The following is a 15,020-nucleotide window of genomic DNA, read 5'->3' on the forward strand; positions in this document are numbered from 1 at the left end:
GGGGCTCGATGGCGCCGCTCTCAACCCAGCGCGTCAACGTCGAACGGTTGACGTCGGCGAGGGCACAGGCTTCCGCCGAGCTGCACACCTCACCGTCGTCGTTCTCGGTTCGCAGTGCTCGTCTGCTTTGCAATGTCACGTCGTGAGCGTTGCACAGCGCATTGCGCAATGCAAGCACATGTGGATACCGGGTCTCCGCATTGCGCTGTGCGGTCGGACATGCAATGCTCTATGCATGACTGTCAACCCTTCGGACCTGACCGCGGCGCAGTCTTCCGCTGGCGCCGTACCGGTCTGGGACTTATCCGATCGAATGCGAAAGTGCCTGAGCCACTCCGGTATTGGCGTGTCCGAGATTGCCGACTATTTCGGCGTCAGCCGAAATACCGTCAGCTCGTGGATCAACGGCCGGGTCGTGCCGACGGTGCAGACGATGCGCCTGTGGTCGCTCAAAACGGGCGTCGACTACGACTGGCTGAAAACGGGAAAGGCCCCGCATCCAGAAGAGGATGAGGGGCCAAAAAACGGACTGTGCGCCATCAGGGACTCGAACCCCGAACCCGCTGATTAAGAGTCAGCTGCTCTGCCAATTGAGCTAATGGCGCTTGGTGCGTGTTCCGGTGGCGGGGCCCGTGGGGCTCCGTTCCGGTGCGGGGAAAACCATAACAGGCGGGTGTGGGGAAAGTGAAATCGCCTGTTCAGCCGGGGTTGGGGGCAATGTGTCGCCAGTTGTTAACGGATGGGGGGCCGGGAGGGATGAAGGTGCAGACCGGGTGTGAGGCGTCCGTCGTGTTTGCGGCTCGAGGCCCCTTCCAGCTGGCAGAATAGACGGGGCGTGGTCTCGACCGATCCCCGCGAGCGTGGTGGGTTGAGCAGCGTCGGCGGGTCGGCCCGGCGGCGCCGAGAACATGAAACGGGGTTGGACATGAACGTTTGGCGGGGCCGACATCGGTCGAAGACGGTGCTGGGAGCGGTGGCCGTACTCTCCGTGGTGGGGCTGGCGGCCGCCGGCTGCAGCGATTCGGGGGCGAGCGGGACCGGACCGGCCATCCAATCCAACCCGATGACCGAACTCATCAAGCCCAAGGTCGTCGCGCCGGTCAAGGACGGCGATACCGGCGTATCCCCGGCCGTGCCCCTGCAGGTGCGGGTCGAGGACGGCAAGTTCACCGCCGTCACGCTCTTCAATCCCGAGGGCGCCCCGGTACCGGGCCAGATCTCGCAGGACGGCCGGTCCTGGCAGGTCGGCGAGCAGCTCGGCTTCGGGCGCACCTACCGGCTGCAGGCCGAGGCCGTCGGGCTCGGCGGTCAGACCTCCAGCACGATGAGTTTCACCACCCTCGCGCCGCGCAATCGCACCCATCCGTGGCTGCTGCCCGGTGAGGACGAGGTGGTCGGCATCGGCCAGCCGGTGGCCGTGCAGTTCGACGAGAACGTGCCCGATCGCCGCGCGGCCCAGGATGCGATCAAGATCACGACAACTCCGGCGGTCGAGGGCGCGTTCTACTGGGTCAACAATCGCGAGGTGCGGTGGCGGCCCGAGCATTTCTGGGCGCCCAACACCCGGGTCACCGTCGACGTGAACACCTACGGCAAGGACCTCGGCAACGGCCTGATCGGCGACAGCGACATCCACTCCGCCTTCACCATCGGCGAACCCACCATCTTCACCGCCGACGACGACACCAAGACAGTGACGGTCGAGCGCAACGGCGAGGTGATCCGCAGCATGCCGACCTCTATGGGCAAGGCGTCCGCGCCCACCGACAACGGCATCTACATCATCAGCGACCGGTTCGACCGCATCATCATGGATTCCTCGACCTACGGCGTCGCCGCCACCGGACCGGACGGTTACCGCACGCCCGTCGACTACGCGACCCGCATGTCCTACAGCGGCATCTTCATGCACTCGGCCCCGTGGTCGGTGGGCGCGCAGGGGTACTCCAACACCAGCCACGGCTGCCTGAACCTGAGCCCGTCCGACGCCCGCTGGGTCTACGAGAACGCCAAGCGCGGCGATATCGCCATCGTCAAGAACACGGTGGGCGGGACCCTGTCGGGCATCGATGGCCTGGGCGATTGGAACATCCCGTGGCCCGAATGGAAGGCGGGCAACGCCGACTCTCGCTGATCACGGAACCGGACGCGCCCTCGGGCGCGTTGACGGTACGGAGACACACAGCGAGGAGTGCGGCATGTTCGGCGAGTGGACGGATTCGGACGAGGCGTACGCCCGCGGCCGGGCACTGCGGGAGAACGACGATCATCGCGACCATCGGGACCTCGCGCTGCCCGACGACCGGCCCGCGATCGTCGATTTCGTGGCGGCGAGCAATGCCGACCGGGCGGCGGAACTGATCCCGCTGCGGGTCGGGCGGATGCTGGAGTCGCCGTTCGCGTTCTACCGCGGCAGCGCCGGTCTGATGGCCGGCGATCTCGCCGCGACCCCGAGCAGCGGCCTCACCGCGCAGCTGTGCGGCGACGCGCACGCGGCGAACTTCGGCCTGTACGGCACGCCGGACGGCCGAATCGTCATGGATATCAACGATTTCGACGAGACCGCGCCCGGACCCTGGGAGTGGGACCTCAAGCGGCTCGCCGCCAGCCTGGTCCTCGCCGGCCGGGTGGGCGGGGTGTCGGAGAACGGCTGCCGCGACGCGGCACACGACGCCGCCCGCAGCTACCGCCGCACCATCGATCACCTGGCGCAGCTGCCGTTCCTGGAGTCGTGGACCGCGCTGGGAGACGAATCGGTGATCGACCGGGTCGAGGCCGACGAACTGCTCGACGATTTCGCCAAGGCCGCCGGCAAGGCGAAGAAGAACACCAGCGCCAAGGTGGCGGCGAAGACGACCACCACCGAGGGCGGGCAGTGGCGGTTCGTCGCCGATCCACCGGTGCTCACCGAGGTGTCCGCGGCGACCGAAGACGAGGTCGTCGCCGCGCTGGATGGATACGTGGACACCCTGCGCGAGTCCCGGGCGCACCTCATCAAGCGGTACACGGTGTGCGATGTGGCTTTCCGGGTGGTCGGGACGGGCAGCGTCGGACTGCGCAGTTATCTGATCCTGTTGCGCGGCAACGGGGACGAGGCCCTGGTGCTGCAGGCCAAACAGGCCAGGCCGACCGCGCTGCAGGATGCGCTCGGCCTCGCCCCCGCGAAGCACGAAGGCCGCCGGATCGTCGAGGGCGCGCGCCTGGTGCAGGCCGAGACCGACATCCTGCTGGGCTGGGCCACGATCGGCGAGCGCCCGTACATCGTCCGCCAGTTCCGAAATCGCAAGGGCGCCATCGACGTCACCGAACTGAAGCGCGACCATCTCGACGACTACGGCCGCCTCGCCGGGGCGCTGCTGGCCCGCGCGCACAGCCGCTCCATCGATCCGCGGGTCCTCGCCGGGTACTGCGCCGACGGCGACAAGATGGATTCCGCCTACGCCCGCTACGCCCTCGCCTATGCCGATCAGACCGAGGCCGACCACGAGGAATTGGTCCGCGCGGTGCGGAGCGGCGTGATTCCCGCCGAGACCGAGGACTGAGACCTCTTCGGCTTGTAGGGTTTCGGTGCCGGATACGGCGGGGTGATGAGCACGAAAGGGACGGCGATGTCGGATGCCTCGGTCGAGGTGCTGCTGGACGACTTCGAGGACAAGGCGAAATGGGAGGTCGGGGGCGCCGGGGCGGACCGGACGCATCTGACCACCTTCGCGGAGGGGGCGCCGGCCAAGGATCCGGGCGTCTACGCGGACGGCGCCGCGGGCGACGACCACCGGGCCCTGGTGCTGCTGGTCCGCTCGGCGGACGACGATCTCGAGATCGACCTGACCGTCGAGCCGGGGCGGGAACTGCCGATTCCGGGACAGCTGGAGACGGTGAACCTGTGGGTGCGGTCGCCGCACGCGTCGATAGATGTCTTCGCGCTGCTCACCGAGAACGGGCAGGCGCGAGATCTGTTGCTGGGCACCGTCTCCGCGCAAGGGGAGTGGCAGCGCGTGCGGGGCCGCCTCGCCGCGCCGATCACCGGTGCGGAACTGCTGGGCCTGCGCGTCCGGCTCACCGAGGTGGTCAAGCGCGCGGGTGAGGTGATGATCCTGCTCGATGATCTGACCGCGGGGACGCGGGACTGCCCGTAGCGACACAGCGCGAATCGCAGAACGAATACTCGTCGCGCTCCGAGCGCGATGCGGTATTCGAAATACGATCGCTGGGTGGATCGACGCAGAATTCGGGGTGAGCCCGAGGTGTTGCCGCGTGGCGTGCACCGGCTGTCGCGCGCGGAGGTGGCCGCCTCGCAGCGCGGACGGCTGATGCTCGCGATGGCCGAGGTGGTGGCCGAGAAGGGTTATGCCGCAACGACTGTCGCCGACGTGCTGAAGCGGGCACGGGTGTCGCGGCTGTCGTTCTACGAGCATTTCGCCAACAAGGAGGCCTGTTTCGTCGCGGCCTACGATCTGGTCGCCGGGGAGGTGGCGTCGCGGATCCGCGCCGCGCTGGCTGTCGAGGGTGATCCGTTGGAGCGGGCGGAGCTGGCCCTCGGCGCGTACCTCGAGACGCTGGCCGGCGAACCGGCGCTGGCCCGGCTCTTTCTGGTCGATTCGTATGCCGCGGGACCCGAGCTGGCGCGGCGTCGAGCGGCCATGCACACCCTCAGCGCGGATCTGATCGCCGACCGCCTCGGCGCGTCGACACCCGGTCAGCGGCTGGCGTGCGAGGCGTTCGTCGGCGCCGTGCTGTCGCTGGTGACCGCGCGGATCGTGGACGGTGATCTCGACGCCGTCCGGGAGCTGCGCGGGCGGATCATGGCGCTCGCGAGACCTGTCTGGGACTCTTTTTATCAATTGTAGACAGCAATGTTTATTTAGCGTTACGGTGGCGCGATGAACGCCCTTATCGGCCGGTCGGCGCTGCTCGCGGCCGTCGTGCTGACCTCGGTCATCGTTGTGCAACCGCCCGCTTCGGCGCTGCCCGTCGACGGCGGCGAGCCGGGTGCGCGCTGGACAGCGGCCCAGGACGGGGAGGCGCGGTACGCGGGCGTGCACACCGACTGGGACATCCCGATCACGATGAGCGACGGCACCGTGCTGAAGGCCAATGTGTACCGGCCGACGGACGCCGCCGGTCGGGTCGTCGAGGATCCGATGCCGACGATCGTCAATGTCACCCCGTACACGAAGCTGGTGTCGATGATCCTCGATTCGGTGCAGTCGGTGCCGGGCCTGTCGGAGCCGGTGATGCGGTGGCTGGGCAGCCTGAACGCCGACGGCACGGGGCTGGAGGGCGTCACCGATTTCACCCGGGCGATCACCGGCGGTGGCACCCGCACCTTCGGCATCGACCGCGCGCTGATCCGCAGCGGCTATACCCAGGTCGTCGTCGATGTGCGCGGAACCGGCTTCTCCCAAGGGATCTGGCAGGTCTTCGGCGCTCGGGAACAGCAGGACGACACCGAGATCATCGACTGGATCAGCCGTCAGCCGTGGAACGACGGCAAGGTCGGCATGAACGGCGTGTCCTATTCGGCCATCAGCCAATTCCATGCCGCGGAGGCGAATCCTCCTGCGCTGCGGGCGATCTTCCCGATCGAGGGCGGCATCGATCTGATGCGGGGCTATGCCGCCCAGGGAGGCGCGCTGGGGCCCGTGATTCCCGGCCTGCCGCTGATCGTGGATCTGCTCAAATTCGTGCCGGATCTGCGGTCGATCCTGCAGGGCCGCTTCGACTCCCGGTGGCTGGCCGACCGGCTGGCCGATCCGATGGCGTTCGAGGACTACGCGATCGCGCTGCTCACCACGCCGTCGGTGGACCAGCTGCCGCCGCGGGTGCGGCAGACGCTCGAGGCCGGCAGCCCGTTCCGGCAGGACTGGGCCAACGACTTGGGCGCCATCCATATACCGACGTTCGTCGTCGGCGGCTGGCACGACGTCTGGAACATGTCCGAGCCCAGGGAATTCGACGGCCTGCGACTGCCCGAGGGGCAGAAGAAGCTGCTGATGGGCGATACCTACCACCTCAATCCCGGGTCCGGATTCGGTGGTCCCGGCACACCGCCGCGGCTGGATGTGCTGCAGCGCGCGTGGTTCGACAAGTGGCTCAAGGGAATCGACAACGGGATCGACGAGTACGGGCCGGTGGTCACCCAGGAGCAGGGCGGCGGCTGGCAAACCTCTGCGGCATTTCCCCGGCCCGGGATGGCGTACCAGCGCATGTATTTGTCCGCCGCCCCCAGTGGCACCACCGGGAGCAGCGTGCACGACGGGAGTCTGACGTTCGGCGCACCGGGCGACATCACGCGGCTGACGGTCGCGCCGGGGGTGATGAGCCTGTGTTCGCGCGATATCGCCGAGACCTCGATGGGTATCACGTCGATCGTGGTGGGGTGCACCACCGACGCGCGTCCGCAGGAACTGAACGGGCTCACGTTCACCAGTGCGCCGGTGGCCGAGCCGACCCTGGTCTCGGGGCCGATCGCCGTGCACCTCAACACCGTGCTCGACGCGCCCGACGGGTACTGGACCGCCACCGCCAACGATGTCGCGCCGGACGGGCGGTCGACCATGCTCACCACGGGTCAGCTCGTGTCCTCGATGCGGGAGATCGACGACAGCAGAACGGAATTCAGCCCGGCGGGTGATGTCGTCGCGCCCTACTACTCGCTCGATCTCGGTACGCGGCGGCCCGTCGTTCCCGGGCAGCCGACGCCGCTGGATATCGGGCTCAATGCCACCAAGGCCGTGCTGCAACCGGGTCACCGGTTGCGCGTGGACGTCTTCGCCTCCAATTTCCCCAAGGGCACACCGCCGATGCCGATGCTGCTGGACAGCCGCCTGGCGCCCCAGCACATCCAGCTCGACCCGGACGCGCCCAGCTATGTCGTCGTCCCGCTGGAGGGTACCTGGTAGGAATTCTCGGCCGCCGGTCCGCATAGCCCGGTATTGGGCGGGTAGTGCGGCGAATGTGGCTGCAACGCAGCCGCAGCCGTGCACAACGGCCGCAGAGGCACCCGAGTGCGAAGGAGATGACGATGGGTACCGTGACCGCCGCCGTGGATGTCGGAGTCCCGATCCGCACCGCGTACGACCAGTGGACGCAGTTCGAGACCTTCCCGCGCTTCATGGAGGGCGTCGAGCAGATCGACCAGCGCGACGACACGCATACGCACTGGAAGGTGCGAGTCGGCCCGATCACCCGGGAATTCGACGCCACCATCAGCGAACAGCACCCCGAGGAGCGCGTGGCCTGGCATTCCGACTCCGGCCCGACACACGCCGGCGTCGTCACCTTCCACCGCATCGACGCCGACACGACCCGCGTCACCGCGCAGATGGATATCGATCCGGACGGTTTCGCCGAGAACGTCGCCGACAAACTCGGCGTAATCGACCGCCGAGTCCACGGCGACCTGGAACGCTTCAAGAACTTCATCGAGCACCGGGGCACCGAGACCGGTGAGTGGCGCGGCGACGTCCCACGCTCACAACCCTGATCGGGTAGACAATCCGGGTGCGCGATCCGTCCTCACGGAGGTGGATCGCGCACCCGGTTCTTGCCGCTGTAATCGTTTGATTTCGCCTCTGCCTTCAACATCGTCATCCCCTGACGGGGTGACACCACCAACGTCCCGATAATGCATCCAAAGTTGATACCATCATGAGTGATGGCATCAAACTTGGATGCTTTATGCGCGAAGGGGCCGGGGACTATGGACGGTTTCATCGGAAGACAACGTGAACTCGGATTGCTGAAGCGGTCGGTCCAGCGGGTCGCTGCGGGCGGGCGAGCGGGACGACCGGGCCGGGCGATACTGATGCGCGGTCGTCGGCGAGTCGGCAAATCGCGCCTCGCGGAGGAGTTCGTCGAGCGGTCCGGTCTTCCGTTCCTGTACTTCACCGCGTCGGCGCAACGCTCGGCTGAGCTGGATCTCCGCCTGTTCGTCGAGGCCGGCGCATCGTCGTCATTGCCGGATGCGGCCAGGTTCACCGGACAGCACCCCAGGGACTGGGACGCGGCACTGACCTTGCTCGCCTCGGCATTACCCGACGACCGGCAAAGCGTCGTCGTCATCGACGAAATGCCCTATCTCATCGGCAATGACCCAGGTTTCGAGGGCAGTCTGCAGAAGGCGTTCGACAGGGAGTTGTCGCGCAAGCCGACGTTGTTGCTGTGCATCGGCTCCGACCTGGCGATGATGGAAGCCCTCAACGAGTACGGTCGTCCGTTCCATCAGCGGGCGAGCGAAATGGTCGTCCCGCCGCTGAATCCCGCCGACGTCGCGGAGATGCTGAGCTTGCCCGCAGCCGAGGGATTCGACGCATTCCTGGTATCCGGTGGTCTGCCACTCATTCTGGACGAGTGGCCGCAGGGCGCCACCCCGGCGGAGTACCTGTCCGACGCGGTCACAGACCCGACGTCGGCTCTGCTGATCAGCGGCGAACGTGCATTGGCTGCGGAGTTCCCCGAAGATGCGCAAGCCCGGCGGGTATTGAGTGCGATCGGGGCGGGAGAACGCACGCACACACTCATCGGCAGAGCGGCAGATCTTCCCACGGCCAGCCTCGGCCGGGCACTGCGATTGCTGACCGACAAGCGCATCGTCGAGGCGCTGACGCCGCTGTCGACGCAGCCCTCCCGGGAAACCCGCTACATTGTCGCCGATCCCCATCTGCGATTCTGGCTGGCCTTCCTCGGCCCCTACCTGCCCGAAATCGAGCGGGGACGCGGCGATCTCACGCTCGCACGGATCGACCGCAGCTGGTCCGCGTGGCGCGGTCGCGCAGTGGAATCGATTGTGCGCGAATCACTTCGGCGCCTGCCCGAGCGGATTTCCGAGGGCACCAACGCCATCGGAGGGTACTGGACGCGCACCAACGATCCGGAAATCGACATCGTCTGTGCGGATCGGGAACCCATCGCCAAGAGGATCACCGCAGTGGGCTCGATCAAGTGGCTCGACAAGAGGCAGTTCGACAGCCACGATCTGACCCGCCTGCACCTGCACCGATCGCAACTGCCCGGCGTGGACGAAAGCACTCAGCTGCTCGCCGTTTCCCGGGCCGGCATCAGTGTTCCGGGCGTTGTCGGATTCACCCCGGAGGACCTCATCGCCGCATGGCGTTGAAATCCTCCGCTCTCGACGACGCGAACTCGAATCCAAGCGAAAAGGCAGGTCGGGGAATTAACCCCTGACCTGCCCTTTTAGGGTGGCTGACGGGACTCGAACCCGCGACAGCCAGGATCACAACCTGGTGCTCTACCAACTGAACTACAGCCACCATTGCCGGTGCGAAACCAGCGGGCTAGATCGTAACTCGACTTGCGGGTCAGAACCTAATCGGTGCTCTGAGCAGGGGGTTTTGCTGTGAGGGAGGCGGCGACCGCGGCGATCTCCGTGGTCGACGGGCCGGGGGCGGTGACGAAGGCGGTGCGGCGGTAGTACTCCAGCTCGCGGATCGATTCGCGGATGTCGGCGAGGGCGCGGTGGGTGAGGCCCTTCTCGGGCTGGCCGAAGTAGATGCGGGGGTACCAGCGGCGGCAGAGTTCCTTGATCGAGCTCACGTCGATCATGCGGTAGTGCAGGTGCGCGTCGAGGGCGGACATGTCGCGGGCGATGAAGCCGCGGTCGGTGGCGATGGAGTTACCGGCCAGCGGCACCGTGCGCGGGGTGGGCACGTATTCCTTGATGTAGTCGAGGACCTGCTGCTCGGCCTCGGCCATGGTGACGGTGGAGCGGCGCACCTCTTCGGTCAGTCCGGACCGGGCATGCATCTCCTGGACCACCGGAGGCATCGCGGCCAGCGCGGCATCGTTCGCGTGGATGACGATATCGACGCCCTCACCCAGGATATTGAGGTCGCTGTCGGTCACCAGCGCGGCGACCTCGATCAGCTTGTCGGTGTCCAGCCGCAGGCCGGTCATCTCACAATCCATCCACACCATGTATTTCTCCGACACCCGGTCGACATTACAACCCTGCGGGCAGCCGTTCGGCGAACCGGCGGGACTGATCGTCGCCACATGATTGCCACATGGCGGTTGACGCCCGGATAGGCGGCCTGGGGGATAAGGTTTTCGCAGATCCGCGCTTCGCACAGGCGGTCGGCAATGTTGGCGGAAAGTTGGCAGGGCAGACGGAGGATCGGCGATGACTACTCCCCAGGAGAAGGCGGCGGCGGCTCGGAAGGCGGCCGAGGAGGCGGCGCGCGTCGCGGCGGAGGCGACCGCGGCTGCCGAGGCGGCCGAGCGGGAAGCGTCCGAGACGGACACGAAGGAGACGGCGAAGAAGCCGGCGCCGGAGTCCGGGAACGCGGTCGCGCAGCAGATCGCGGCCGGATACGCCGCCGAGGGCGCGGCGCTGGAGCTGGGCACGGTCGTGGTCGGCGAGGAGGTGGATCCGACTGCGCGCGTGCGCATTCCGCTGCGGATGATGAACCGGCACGGGTTGGTCGCGGGCGCTACCGGCACCGGTAAGACCAAGACCCTGCAAGGTATCGCCGAGCAGTTGTCCGCCGCCGGGGTGCCGGTGGTGCTGGCGGATGTGAAGGGCGATCTGTCGGGGTTGTCGCAGCCGGGACAGTCGAACGACAAGCTCGCCGCGCGTGCGAAGGAGACCGGTGACGGCGACTGGGCGCCGGCCGGATTCCCGACCGAGTTCGTCTCCCTCGGCACCGAGGGGATCGGGGTGCCGATCCGCGCGACGATCACCGCATTCGGGCCGGTGCTGCTGTCGAAGGTGCTGGGGCTCAACGAGACTCAAGAATCCACGCTGGGGCTGATCTTCCACTGGGCCGACAAGCAGGGGCTCGCGCTGCTGGATCTGAAGGATCTGCGCTCGGTCATCCAGCACCTGACCAGTCCGGAGGGAAAGGAGGACCTCAAGGGCATCGGCGGCGTGTCGGCGGCGACGGCCGGGGTCATCCTGCGCGCGCTGGTGAATCTGGAGAACGAGGGCGGGGACACCTTCTTCGGCGAGCCCGAACTGGATCCCGCGGATCTGCTGCGCACGGCCGGTGGTCAGGGGGTGATCACGCTGTTCGAACTGGGCGCGCAGTCGTCGCGGCCGGTGCTGTTCTCGACGTTCCTGATGTGGGTGCTGGCGGATCTGTTCCAGACGCTGCCCGAGATCGGGGATATCGATAAACCCAAGCTGGTGTTCATCTTCGACGAGGCGCACCTGCTGTTCAACGGCGCGTCCAAGGCGTTCCTGGACCAGGTGGAGCAGACGGTGAAGCTGATCCGTTCCAAGGGTGTGGGCGTGTTCTTCTGCACCCAGTTGCCCACCGACGTGCCGAACCAGGTCCTTTCGCAACTCGGCGCGCGCATCCAGCACGCGTTGCGCGCCTTCACCCCCGAGGACCAGAAGGCCCTGACCAAGACGGTGCGCACCTATCCGAAAACCGATGCCTACGACCTGGAGAAGGCGCTCACCTCGCTGGGTATCGGCGAAGCGGTGGTGACGGTGCTGTCGGAGAAGGGCGCCCCGACCCCGGTCGCGTGGACCCGGTTGCGCCCGCCGCGGTCGCTGATGGACACCATCGGCGAGGACGGCATCCGGTCCCGTGCGCAGTCCAGCCCGCTGCACGCCAAGTACGGCGAGACCATCGACCGCGAGTCGGCCTACGAGATCATGGCGGCGAAAGTCGCTGCGGCGGAGGAGGAACCGGAACCGGCCCCGCACCCGTCCCGTGCCGCCCCGGAGGAATCGGCCGCCGACCGCATCATGAAGAACCCTGCGGTGAAGGGCTTCCTCCGCTCCGCCGCCACCGCCGCGGGACGCGAGATCAGTCGTAGCATTTTCGGGACTCGGCGGCGGTGACCCCTGCCTCCCGCGCGGGGCGCGGGAGGCAGGGGAAGTGGGGTGTACGTGTTCGGAGTGGGTGTACGTGTTCGGAGTGGGTGTACGTGTTCGGAGTGGGTGTACGTGTTCGGAGTGGGTGTGCGCGTTCGGAGTGGGTGTGCGCGTTCGGAGTGGGTGTGCGCGTTCGGAGTAGGTGCGCGCGTTCGGAGTAGGTGCGCGGGAATCCGTCTTTTCCCGCGCTGGCCAACCTTCTTCCTTGTTCTTCCCGCGCCCTAGCGCGGGAAGAACAGGGTCACCCGAGGTCGCGGGCCAAGAGATCGGCGGATGTCTCCCGGCGGACCAGCTCGCGGCAGCGGCCCTCGTGGACGCCGATGACCGGGGGGCGGCCTACGCCGTTGTAGGAGGAGGCGAGGCTGTGGTGGTAGGCGCCGGTGCAGGGGATGGCGAGTATTTCGCCGGGGCGCAGGTCGGCGGGGAGGCGGACGTCGGTGACGAGGATGTCGCCGGCCTCGCAGTAGCGGCCGGCGACCGTGGCGGTCATGTGTGGGCCGGTGGGGTGGCGGTTGGCGACGACGGCGTCGTAGCGGGCGCCGTAGAGCGCGACGCGCGGGTTGTCGTTCATGCCGCCGTCGACGATCACGTAGGTGCGCCCGCCCTCGACGTGCTTGATCGTCATCACCCGGTACAGCGTCACGCCGGCGCGGGCGACGATCGCACGCCCGGGCTCCAGCGCGATGACCGGTCGCGGGAAGCGGTTGCGGGCGCACGCCGCGTCGAGGGCGTCGTCGAGGATGTCGGCCAGCTCGTACAGGTTCATCTCGGCGTCGCCGGACCGGTAGGCCACCGCGTGCCCGCCGCCGAGGTCGAGGTGCGTCAGCAGGGCGTCGTATTGCGCACGCACACGGGACATTTCGCTCACCAGACGCCGCACGGCCTCGCCGTAGTGGTCCGGATCGTGGATCTGCGAGCCGAGGTGGCAGTGGAAGCCGACCAGGTCGAGGCCGGGCTGCCGCAGCACCCGCTCGATCGCCTCGGCGGCCTGCGCGCTACCCAGCGGGAAGCCGAACTTCTGGTCCGCCACACCGGTTTTCACCGCCGGATGCCCGTGCACGTCGATATCGGGCGACAGCCGCAACAGCACCTGCTGCGGCCGCGACACCAGCGCCGACAGCAGGGTGATCTCGGTGAGCGAGTCGATCACGATCCGCCCGACCCCGGCGGCGACCGCGGCCTCCAGCTCGGCGAACGGCTTTCCGCTGCCGTGCAACACGATTCGCTGCGGATCGACCCCGGCGGCCAGCGCGATCGCGAGTTCGCCGCCCGAGCACACGTCGACCGACAGCCCCTCCTCGCGCACCCACGCGGCCACCGACTTGGTCAGCATCGCCTTGGCGGCATAGATGATCTCGGCGTCCGGGAAGTGCTTGCGGTAGGCCCGGCACCGCCGGCGGACCTCGGCCTCGTCCAGGACGTAGGCCGGGGTGCCGTACTGATCGGCCAGGTCGGCGAGAGCGACCCCGCCGACGGTGATGCGTCCGAGGTCGTCGTAGTGGGTATCGCACGGCCAGACCGCCGTGTCGACGCGCGGGGACGGCATTCCCGACCGGAGCGAGGGGAATATCTCGAGCAGCGTCACTGTCTCTCCTGCTGTGTTCCCCGCTTTCGCCTGTGCTGCGGGGCCACTTGCAGGACTACGCCGATTCGTCCCGGCCGAACCGCTCCGATACAGCGCCTTGACAGGGTGCGTCGCAATCTTGACGACACCCTGACGCCGGTGTGACGGCCCGCACCCGTCCGGGCTAGTTGCCGCCCAATTTCTTGTAGAACGAGCCGACGATCGGCGCGGTGAGGGCGCGCGGCGCGTACTGGCCCGCGACGCTCATGCCCTTGCTGATCAGGCCCGGGACCACGCGCATCTTGTTGCGGTCCAGTGCGTCGATGGAGATCTTCGCGGTGTAGGCGGCCGACACCCAGATGAAGTCCGGGATCTTGTTGCCGACGTCGTCCTGATCCGGGTTGTCGGTGCGGACCGGCCCCGGCGCGAGCAGCGTGACATTGATGCCGGTACCGGTCAGCTCGCCGCGCAGGGATTCGGAGAAGCTGTTGGTGAACGCCTTGGTCGCCGCGTAAGTGGCGTTGTTCGGGATCGGCATATTGCCGGCCGCGGAGCCGGTGACGAGAATCCCGCCGCCCCTGCGCTCGATCATGCCCGGCAGCACCGCGAGGGTCAGGTCGTGCACTGCCACGGCGTTGAGTTCCATGACCGACCGCTCGAATTCGGGATCCAGGTCGGAGACGGGGCCGAACGTCGCCACGCCCGCGTTGTTGCACAGGATCGCGATATCGCGCGCGGCCAGTTCCTGAGCCAGGGGCGCGCGCTGGTCGCGGTCGGACAGGTCCACCGCGCGCACCTCGGCGGTGACGCCGTAGCGTTCGGTCAGCCGCCCGGCGAGTTCGGTGAGCAGGTCGCCGCGACGGGCGACCAGGATCACCGAATATCCACGCCGGGCCAGTTCCTCGGCCAGCGCGGTTCCGATGCCGGACGAGGCTCCGGTGACGACGGCACGGTTCTCGGAGGTCGGTGCAGGCAAACTCACGCCCGAGAGCCTACCGGGGGCCATCGGGGTGCTGGTTTCCGGCCGAAAGCATGCCGGAAACAATGGTGTAGTGCCGCTTCGGTATCGGGGGCGAGGGGCGCTGGTTACGTGGCCCGGACGAGGCGGTTGGCGAGGGTGGACATGGTGTAGGTGCCGATGCCGAAGACGACCTCCAGGGCGTTGCGTTCGGTATAGCCGTGGGCCAGTAGGGATTCGAGGGCGGCATCATCGACTCCGCCTGCGGTGGACAGGATCTCGAGGGTGAAGGTGCGGAGGGCTTCGAGGCGGGGATCCGCGAGAGGTTTCCGGTCGCGCAGGGCCGCAACGAGTTCCGTGTCCGCGCCGAGCTTGCGGAGTTTGCCGGAGTGCATGGCGATGCAGATGTGGCAGTCGTTGCGGGTCGCGACGGTCATGACGACCACCTCGCGGGCCACCGGGTCCAGGGTGCAGCGCTCGAAGCTCGCGCTCATGGCGAGGAAGCCGGTCAGCAGTTCGGGCGAGGCGGCCAGGCGCGCGACGGCGTCGGGGACCCGGCCGGCTCCGGCCACGGCCCGCATGGCCTGGCGTGATTCTTCGGGGGCGGTGTCGAGGGTGTGCGCGGCGAACAAAGCGTGCTCCTAGTATGGACA

13 protein-coding genes and 2 tRNA genes are annotated in these 15,020 nt (G+C 67.7%); 9 read left to right on the top strand and 6 right to left on the bottom strand.

The window, feature by feature from the left end; all coding sequences use genetic code 11:
• Positions 1 to 313 precede the first annotated feature (313 nt).
• A complete protein-coding gene (locus ON41_RS43725; protein WP_373281330.1) occupies positions 314 to 571 on the top strand; it encodes a helix-turn-helix domain-containing protein in 258 nt (85 codons plus the stop codon).
• On the opposite strand, the gene ON41_RS09500 is transcribed toward ON41_RS43725, so the two are convergent.
• Positions 533 to 605: transfer RNA gene (locus ON41_RS09500), tRNA-Lys, on the bottom strand. The genes ON41_RS43725 and ON41_RS09500 overlap by 39 nt on opposite strands.
• A 320-nt stretch (positions 606 to 925) precedes the next feature.
• Between ON41_RS09500 and ON41_RS09505 the strand changes: the two genes are divergently transcribed.
• The 7 genes from ON41_RS09505 to ON41_RS09535 all read left to right on the top strand — a co-directional run bounded on the left by ON41_RS09505 (position 926) and on the right by ON41_RS09535 (position 9,118).
• The gene (locus ON41_RS09505) at positions 926 to 2,134 is read left to right on the top strand and encodes a L,D-transpeptidase (protein ID WP_040746989.1); all 1,209 of its coding nucleotides are present in this window, start codon (positions 926 to 928) and stop codon (positions 2,132 to 2,134) included.
• A 64-nt stretch (positions 2,135 to 2,198) separates the two neighbouring features.
• Entirely contained in the window at positions 2,199 to 3,542 is a 1,344-nt protein-coding gene (locus ON41_RS09510) for a DUF2252 domain-containing protein (RefSeq protein ID WP_040746990.1), read from the top strand.
• 45 nt (positions 3,543 to 3,587) lie between these two features.
• Entirely contained in the window at positions 3,588 to 4,136 is a 549-nt protein-coding gene (locus ON41_RS09515; RefSeq protein ID WP_040746991.1) for a hypothetical protein, read from the top strand.
• 75 nt (positions 4,137 to 4,211) lie between these two features.
• A complete protein-coding gene (locus ON41_RS09520; protein WP_246829490.1) occupies positions 4,212 to 4,847 on the top strand; it encodes a TetR/AcrR family transcriptional regulator in 636 nt (211 codons plus the stop codon).
• A gap of 33 nt (positions 4,848 to 4,880) precedes the next feature.
• Positions 4,881 to 6,902: a CocE/NonD family hydrolase gene (locus tag ON41_RS09525; protein ID WP_040746992.1), complete on the top strand. Its 2,022-nt coding sequence runs from the start codon at positions 4,881 to 4,883 to the stop codon at positions 6,900 to 6,902.
• Positions 6,903 to 7,024: 122 nt separating this feature from the next.
• Positions 7,025 to 7,486, top strand: a complete 462-nt coding sequence (locus ON41_RS09530) for an SRPBCC family protein (protein WP_040747010.1) — start codon at positions 7,025 to 7,027, stop codon at positions 7,484 to 7,486.
• 216 nt (positions 7,487 to 7,702) lie between these two features.
• Complete coding sequence (locus ON41_RS09535) at positions 7,703 to 9,118, top strand: ATP-binding protein (protein ID WP_083905241.1); 1,416 nt, start codon at positions 7,703 to 7,705, stop codon at positions 9,116 to 9,118.
• Between the two features lie 81 nt (positions 9,119 to 9,199).
• Here ON41_RS09535 and ON41_RS09540 read toward each other — a convergent pair.
• Both ON41_RS09540 and orn read right to left on the bottom strand, forming a co-directional pair.
• Positions 9,200 to 9,272: transfer RNA gene (locus ON41_RS09540), tRNA-His, on the bottom strand.
• Positions 9,273 to 9,327: 55 nt separating this feature from the next.
• Positions 9,328 to 9,936: an oligoribonuclease gene (gene orn, locus ON41_RS09545; RefSeq protein WP_040747011.1), complete on the bottom strand. Its 609-nt coding sequence runs from the start codon at positions 9,934 to 9,936 to the stop codon at positions 9,328 to 9,330.
• Positions 9,937 to 10,141: 205 nt separating this feature from the next.
• On the opposite strand from orn, the gene ON41_RS09550 reads away from it, so the two are divergent.
• Positions 10,142 to 11,812, top strand: coding sequence for a helicase HerA-like domain-containing protein (locus ON41_RS09550; protein ID WP_040746994.1), 1,671 nt, complete (start codon positions 10,142 to 10,144; stop codon positions 11,810 to 11,812).
• A gap of 274 nt (positions 11,813 to 12,086) precedes the next feature.
• Here ON41_RS09550 and lysA read toward each other — a convergent pair whose 3' ends face one another.
• From lysA to ON41_RS09565, 3 genes are all read right to left on the bottom strand, one after another.
• Positions 12,087 to 13,430 carry a diaminopimelate decarboxylase gene (lysA, locus tag ON41_RS09555; protein ID WP_040746995.1) on the bottom strand — a complete coding sequence of 448 codons (1,344 nt, stop codon included), beginning with the start codon at positions 13,428 to 13,430 and terminating at the stop codon, positions 12,087 to 12,089.
• Positions 13,431 to 13,593: 163 nt separating this feature from the next.
• Positions 13,594 to 14,391, bottom strand: a complete 798-nt coding sequence (gene cmrA, locus ON41_RS09560) for a mycolate reductase (protein ID WP_040746996.1) — start codon at positions 14,389 to 14,391, stop codon at positions 13,594 to 13,596.
• A gap of 104 nt (positions 14,392 to 14,495) precedes the next feature.
• The gene (locus tag ON41_RS09565; protein WP_040746997.1) at positions 14,496 to 14,999 is read right to left on the bottom strand and encodes a carboxymuconolactone decarboxylase family protein; all 504 of its coding nucleotides are present in this window, start codon (positions 14,997 to 14,999) and stop codon (positions 14,496 to 14,498) included.
• Positions 15,000 to 15,020 lie beyond the last annotated feature (21 nt).

Source organism: Nocardia transvalensis NBRC 15921 (assembly GCF_000308875.1).
In the GTDB taxonomy this organism is placed as follows: domain Bacteria; phylum Actinomycetota; class Actinomycetes; order Mycobacteriales; family Mycobacteriaceae; genus Nocardia; species Nocardia transvalensis.